The sequence below is a fragment of the Chryseobacterium sp. VD8 genome, assembly GCF_037149975.1.
In the GTDB taxonomy this organism is placed as follows: Bacteria; Bacteroidota; Bacteroidia; order Flavobacteriales; family Weeksellaceae; genus Chryseobacterium; species Chryseobacterium indicum.
Map to the genome: position 1 here is coordinate 1 of NZ_JBBCQL010000227.1, position 7,557 is coordinate 7,557.

Annotated in this window: 6 protein-coding genes; 4 read left to right on the forward strand and 2 right to left on the reverse strand. The window is 33.3% G+C overall.

Going from position 1 to position 7,557, the window contains the following annotated elements:
- Positions 1-28: 28 nt before the first annotated feature.
- Positions 29-511: a DUF6265 family protein gene (locus tag WFK35_RS18730; protein WP_336733833.1), complete on the reverse strand. Its 483-nt coding sequence runs from the start codon at positions 509-511 to the stop codon at positions 29-31.
- Positions 512-637: 126 nt separating this feature from the next.
- A complete protein-coding gene (locus WFK35_RS18735; RefSeq protein WP_336733834.1) occupies positions 638-1,453 on the reverse strand; it encodes a helix-turn-helix transcriptional regulator in 816 nt (271 codons plus the stop codon).
- Between the two features lie 1,036 nt (positions 1,454-2,489).
- On the opposite strand from WFK35_RS18735, the gene WFK35_RS18740 reads away from it, so the two are divergent.
- The 4 genes from WFK35_RS18740 to WFK35_RS18755 all read left to right on the forward strand — a co-directional run.
- On the forward strand, positions 2,490-2,747 hold the full coding sequence (locus WFK35_RS18740; protein ID WP_336733835.1) for a helix-turn-helix domain-containing protein: 258 nt from the start codon (positions 2,490-2,492) through the stop codon (positions 2,745-2,747).
- 28 nt (positions 2,748-2,775) lie between these two features.
- Positions 2,776-3,108 (forward strand): hypothetical protein, encoded by a 333-nt coding sequence (locus tag WFK35_RS18745; RefSeq protein ID WP_336733836.1) that lies wholly within the window; start codon positions 2,776-2,778, stop codon positions 3,106-3,108.
- A 143-nt stretch (positions 3,109-3,251) separates the two neighbouring features.
- The gene (locus WFK35_RS18750) at positions 3,252-4,316 is read left to right on the forward strand and encodes a PDDEXK nuclease domain-containing protein (RefSeq protein ID WP_336733837.1); all 1,065 of its coding nucleotides are present in this window, start codon (positions 3,252-3,254) and stop codon (positions 4,314-4,316) included.
- A gap of 21 nt (positions 4,317-4,337) precedes the next feature.
- On the forward strand, positions 4,338-7,557 hold a 3,220-nt coding region (locus tag WFK35_RS18755; protein WP_336733838.1), incomplete at its 3' end, for a type IIG restriction enzyme/methyltransferase.

A 7,557-nucleotide genomic window follows, 5' to 3' on the forward strand; every position in this document is an offset into this window, starting at 1 on the left:
TCGAATCAACCAAAGCTTATCTACATTTTTACCTTTTCACTCTTTTCATTGGAAAGGTCTGTTTGCGTTTTTGTCCGTTTTTTGTTCCCGAAATTTCGGCGATCAATGAATCGGAAGTGATTTTTGTGTAAGCGATGATCTGCGGAAAGTCGTGCTCGGGATTTTCAAAGACCAATTGATTTTCAGAAATGGTTTTGGCGGCAAAACGAACAGGTAGACCATCATTTTGATTTTTAACAGTCGGAATGTAAAACAACTTTTTATTTTTCTGCACGAGCCGGATATTTTCAAAAACGATCGTGTCTTTGCCTTTGATACTATAACTTTTCCCCGACAATTCATTATTGCCAGTTTTGGTCCAGGTTTCATAGATGCTGCCTTTTTGGGTTTTATTTTCCCAGGTACCGATCAGCCATTCTGCTTTTTGAATGTCCTTTGTTTGCTTTATTGTCCAGCAATAAAGAATAGCCAAACTAACGACTGTAATAAAAAATTTTGCTCCTGTTTTCATAATATTAGCTGATTGAATAATTGTTATTTTATTCGATTCTCAAACACTGGATAACTTCCTTGCTGAAAGTTTAGATGACAAAGTTGCAGTGTTTTTGGCAACTAAAATTGTAAAAATGGGACAAGTCTAATCTGTACCATAAAAAAGCGAAGACATCTTAACGTGAGTACCATAAAATTCTTTGGGCGTAGATCCGGTAAATTCTTTAAACTCTTTGATAAAGTGCGCCTGGTCATAGTACTCGTTTTCATAAGCCAGATCTGCGAGGTTGTAGAACTGATCATTCAGCAACATTTTGAGCGCAGACTGCAATCGGATCGTCCTGGATAGTTGTTTGGGACTGAGACCTATGGCTGAAGAAAATTTGCGTAACAATTGTCTTCGATTGACTTGGGTAAGCTTGGACAATTCGTCAACCGGAAGTTGTCCATTGGCTGTTATAATCGTTTCAACCGTTGATTTTACAATGCGGTCAATGGTTTCTATGTCAGTCAGCCGATCCAGTAAAAATTTTTCAATAAGCATTATTCTCTCCGAAGTTGAATTGGCATTTAAAACCAGTTGCTCAATTTCCTGTCCATCCTTTCCAAAAATCTTTTCCAAAGAAACGGCGGTATTTTCCATCTCTTTTATCGAAATGGAGGTAAAAGGCAAAAATCCTTCTGGATGAAAACGGATAGAGAAAATTCCTGTCTCGCCGGTCGGCTCGATCTCAAGTGGCCGTGTCAGTTGTCCGATGACAAAACATCTGGGCTGGATAATGCTGTTCCCATTATCCAAGTATTGTTTGTATAGATCGCCATAATGAAAGATCATCTCCATACATCCGTCAGGAACGATGGTTTGCTTTTCAGGCGTTTCTTCTTTCGGGCTTTCCAATGTCCAATAACATTTGATAAATGCTGTCAGGTACTGATTCGGTTCAAATGCCTGGTAATTCATCGGCTTATTTTTGACAAAATTATTCTACTTAAAAACTTCAAAGTAATTCAAATATAATCAATCTTTGTAAAAAGAAATTGATGGATAATCTATCATAAACCTGCGTAATTTAAGTACAGGTAAACTGGAAACCTGCGCAAAATGTACACAGCTCACCTTAAAACCGGCTCAAAAATTAAGCAGCTCAACACAAATCTTGCGTAAAAAATTGAGATGAATATTTAAATGCGTGCTCAAGATTTGAGTAACCATATTTCTGAAGTGTATCCAAGAAAGTAAAGCAGCTCAATGCCCCTGCTTTAAAATTGCGCCACTTTTTTGAAAACCGTCTCAAAAATGTTACCACAAAACGCTTACCTGGCTCAAAAATTAAGCCGGTCATCCCTAACCCGGCGCAGAATTTGAACCAAATACTGTTGATACGGCTTAAAAATTAAACCTCCATATCTCTAAATTATATCCAAGAAAGTAAAGCAGCTCATATCCCTGCGTAAAAATTGAGCCACTTTTTTGAAAACCGGCTCAAAAATGTTACCACAAAGGGTTTACCTGGCTCAAAAAGTGAGCCGGTCAATTCTAACCCGGTGCAGAATTTAAGCCGGGTACTGTCAATGCGGCTCAAAAATTGAACAACCCTGATGTTGTTGTCTTTTCTGCTTTTTTTCTTTTCAAAAGAAATTATTACAACTTATTAATAATCAATTAAATGCAATTTTTTTTAGAGCTCTGAAAAATCAGCAGTACAATTAAGGTACAATTAAGCAAGATGTGTCTTTGTATATACAAACTTTTCAAGTTTTATATCCAAGACTCTCTAGCCTTTTTTGCAAAAAGGGGAAAAGACTTCGGAACTCGTCTTTTTTTCTTTGTAAGCCATCTGGTAGATTCCAAATTATTCTTTTTTAATCTCCAAAAGATTCCTGCATCATCCAGATTGTTCTTATTTAACCTACGTCCCTCTAACACTATTGTTTTCAATGTTTTAATACTACAACTTTGTAGAAGAAACTAAGTCAAAAACAAAAATGAAGTAGTTATGATCGTAAACCTAATCACCAAAGAAGACCTTCAGGAATTTAGAACCGAATTGCTGGAAGACATACAAAACTTGTTTCAAATAAAAATTTTCCAACAGAAATTATGGCTGCGTTCGTCAGAGGTCAAAGCACTTCTGAAAATCTCCTCCGGAACATTGCAGAAGCTACGGATCAATGGAACATTATCTTACACCCGTGTTGGCGGGACATTATACTATAATTACAAAGACATCGAAGAAATGCTGAAAAAGAAGTAATGATATTTCACATCACCGAAACCAAATTATGAATTATATCAAACACCTCACAGCTTTCTATGAAAAGGTGGCTCAGGATAATACGCTCAACCCATCACACATCAGCCTCTATTTAGCCTTATTCCAGTTCTGGAATTTCAGCCGTTTCCGAAATCCGGTCAGTATTTCCCGCGATGAAGTGATGCGTATCAGTAAAATCCGCTCAAAAGCCACCTATCATAAATGCCTGAAGAATCTGCATTCTTCGGGCTATATTGATTATCAGCCTTCATATAATCCGTTCCAAGGAAGTCAGGTGGTGATGTTGGATTTTGCTAGGGAGTTGAAGGTTGGTGTTAAACAGCGAGATAGGAAAAAGTAATTTTTTCTTAAAATCCCCAACGAACAAATTGAATAAGTATTTTTAATCAATTCTTAAATAAATAAACTTACGTAAGGAAAGAATCATCTTCTTAGTATATGATATTGATGAAGGATAATGGAAATAATGTTAAATTTGTAAATATGCATCAATTATCATCCACTCTTTTCAAATCCATTAAGCATTTGATTGAAAATGCTAAGAATAGTATCGTCCGCAATATTAACACTACTATGTTGTTAACTTATTTTGAAATAGGTAGAATAATTGTTGAGGACGAACAAAATGGCCAAGATAGAGCCGAATACGCTAAGGAGATACTTAAAAAACTCAGTAAACAATTAACGAAAGAATTTGGAAGAGGATATTCTATTTCAAATCTGGAATATTTCAGAAAATTTTATTTAACATTTCAAGACAGAATTCCCCAATCGATGACTGGGGAATTTAGAAAATCCCAATCACTGATTGGGATTTCTTCAGAAAATTTAAATGATGAAGCACCATCTCGTAATTTACCATTTACACTATCGTGGACTCATTATATACAATTACTTAAAATTGAGAATGAAGACGAAAGAAACTTTTATGAAATAGAAGCTTCTCAAAACAATTGGAGCGTAAGAGAATTGACCAGACAATATAATTCTGCAATTTATGAAAGATTAGCTCTTAGCAGGGATAAAGAAGGTGTGAAAGAATTAGCTCAAAAAGGGCAAATTATAGAAAAGCCCACAGATGTTCTAAAAAGTCATTATGTTTTGGAATTCCTGGATTTGAAAGAAGATAGTCGCTATTCCGAAAGTGATTTGGAGACAGAAATTATCAATAAGCTGGAGCATTTTATGTTAGAATTGGGTAAAGGTTTCCTTTTTGAAGGTAGACAACGGCGATTTACTTTTGACGGTGACAGCTTTTTTGTGGATTTGGTTTTCTATAATCGGTTGCTCAAATGTTTTGTTCTATTAGATTTAAAAATTGGAAAATTAACCCACCAAGATATTGGACAGATGCAGATGTATGTAAATTATTATGATAGAAAGATAAAGACGAAGGATGAAAATCCTACAATAGGAATTATTCTCTGTAAAGAGGAGAACAAAACAGTTATAGAATTTACACTTCCGGAAAACAATAAGACCATTTTTGCTAAAGAATACAAAGCTATTCTTCCAAGTAAAGAAGAATTAAAAAAACAAATTGGATAACCATCAATAAAAACTAAGCCCGTGTCACAAAAAATATTAACTCCTCATAAATCTCTAAATAAATCCTTTCTGAAACTTAAACCAAACAGAAAAGATATTGAAAATTTCAAGCACAATTTTGTAACACTTTTTGAAAGGATCAATGAAAAAGAATCCGAAGAATTTCAAAAAAATCTCATTATAGATTTCCTAAAAAAAAATGGTTTTGATGCTGATTTCTATATAAATACAAAAGGAAAAAATGATTTAGTTATACATACTGATAAAACAGCTGCTAGTCCTGTAGGGGTCATTATTGAAACCAAGAGCATTAGCAATTCTGCAGAAATGGTAAGTGCTAAAAAACTAAACACTAAAGCACTTCAGGAATTGTTATTATATTTTCTTAGGGAGAGAATTACACATAAAAATTTGGAGGTTAAACATCTTATTGTAACCAATCTATATGAGTGGTTCATTTTTGATGCGTATCAATTCGAATATTTTTTTGCTAAGAACAAAAAATTAGTTAAGCAATTTGAGGATTTTGAAACGAAAAGACTTTCAGGAATATCAACAGATGTATTCTATAAAGAAATTGCAAAGCCATTTTTAGATGAGGTAGCTAGTCAATTAGAGTTTACCTATTTCAATTTAAAAGATTACGCATCTATTGTAAAGAACCATTCTCAAAGGGATGACAACAAGCTGATTGCTATTTTTAAAATATTTAGTCCGGCTCATCTCCTAAAACTTCCATTCATCAATGACAGTAATACTTTAGATAAGAGTTTTTATAATGAATTGTTACATATTATTGGATTAACAGAGACAAAGGAAGCTGGAAAACGATTAATTGAGCGCAATAAGTCTGGACAAAGAAATTTAGGTTCTTTATTAGAAGATACCATTATACAATTGGATTCTTTGGATAAGGTAAATCGTATCAGTAAGCCATTTTTGTATGGAGATTCATATGAAGAAAGACTTTTCAACATTGCTCTAGAACTCAATATTACTTGGATTAACCGGGTCTTATTCCTAAAGTTAATGGAAGGACAGCTTGTTAATTATCATAAAGGAGATAAAGCATTTCTTTTCTTGAATTTTAATAAGATAAGACAGTACGACGATCTCAATACTTTATTCTTTCAGGTTCTAGCTAGAAAGTATGAGGACAGAAATGAAGATGTTAAGAAAGCCTATGAAAAGGTTCCTTACTTGAATAGTTCGCTTTTTGAACCTACCGAATTAGAGCATTCGACTCTAATTATTAGTAATCTAAAGGACGAAAAGAAAATACCCATACTTCCTACAACAGTTCTGAAAGATACAACAGGTAAAAAAAGAAGTGGAGAACTTAATACTTTAGAATATCTATTTGAATTTTTAGATGCTTATGATTTTGCAAGTGAAGGGACAGCAGATATTTTAGATGAAAATAAGACCTTGATTAATGCTTCTGTCCTTGGGTTAATTTTTGAGAAGATTAACGGATATAAAGATGGTAGTTTTTATACTCCAGGTTTTATCACAATGTATATGTGTAAAGAAACGTTACGAAAAGCAGTTTTACAAAAATTCAATGAGATAAAGAATTGGGATTGTAAATCAATTGTCGATTTACATAATAAAATAAACGATATAAAAGAGGCAAATGAGATTGTCAATTCTTTACGTGTTTGCGATCCCGCGGTTGGTTCAGGTCACTTTTTGGTATCTGCTCTTAATGAATTGATAGCGATTAAAAATGATCTTGGAATTCTGGTAGATAAATTCGGGAAGAAATTAAAAGATTATAATATCGAAGTACAGAATGACGAATTAATAATTACAGACGAAAATGGAGAACTTTTCGAATATAATCCTAAAATTAAAGAAAGCCAGAGAATTCAGGAGACTTTATTTCACGAAAAACAAACCATTATAGAAAACTGTTTGTTTGGCGTAGACATAAATCCCAATTCTGTAAAAATATGTCGTCTTCGTCTTTGGATTGAATTACTGAAGAATGCTTATTATAAATCAGAGAACGAATTGGAAACACTTCCTAATATTGATATTAATATTAAGAATGGCAATTCATTAATTAACCGTTTTGGATTGGACAGTAACTTGTCATCTGCTTTGAAAAAAACAGGAATTTCCATAGAAAAGTATAAGGAAGCTGTTGATCTTTACCGCAATGCAGAAAGTAAAGCTCAAAAATGGGAATTAGAACAACTTATTAACAACATTAAAACAGGATTCAGGACAGAAATTAGCAAGAGCAGCAAAGAAATCAAATCTCTTAATCTATTGAGAGGAGAATATTATACGAAGTATCAAAGTGAGCAACTTTTTGAAACTGCTTTAACAAAAGCTCAACAGAAAGATAAGAAAACTCTGGAAGCTAAAATCAAAAAAATTGAAGATTTTATTGAAGAGATTAAGAACAATAAGATATATGAAAATGCTTTTGAGTGGCGTTTTGAATTTCCGGAAGTATTGGATAACGAAGGAAATTTTATTGGTTTTGATGCTATCATAGGGAATCCTCCATACATTCAATTACAAAAAATGGGAGCTGAAAGTGATGCCCTTCAGCAAATGGAATATGAAACTTTTGCTAAAACTGGAGATATTTATAGTTTATTTTATGAGTTAGGATATGATATTCTTAAACCTAAAGGAATATTAACCTTTATTACTTCCAATAAATGGATGAGAGCTGCCTATGGCGAGAGTCTGCGTAAATTTTTTGCAGAGAAAACAAATCCTGAAATTTTAATTGACTTCTCAGGAAATCAGATATTTGATACAGCAACAGTAGATACTAATATTTTGACATTTACCAGGGATAAAAATAGACAACAAACAGAAGCCTGCATTGTTAAAGAAAAGCTGTTAATTAATTTGAGCGATTATTTTAGACAGAATTTAGTAAAAGCAAATTTTTCCAGTAGTGACTCTTGGGTTATATTAAGTAATATCGAACAACGGATAAAAGCTAAAATTGAAGCTATAGGAACCCCTCTTAAAGAATGGGATATTAATATCTATAGAGGGATTTTGACGGGATACAATGAAGCCTTTATAATTGATAAAAAAAAGAAAGATGAACTCATTGCAGAAGATCCAAAATCTGCCGAAATCATACGACCGTTATTAAGAGGGCGTGATATTAAGCGATACTCATTTGAATTTGCTGATTTATATCTAATTACGACATTTCCAAGCTTGAAAATAGATATTGAACTGTATCCGGCTGTAAAACAGCATC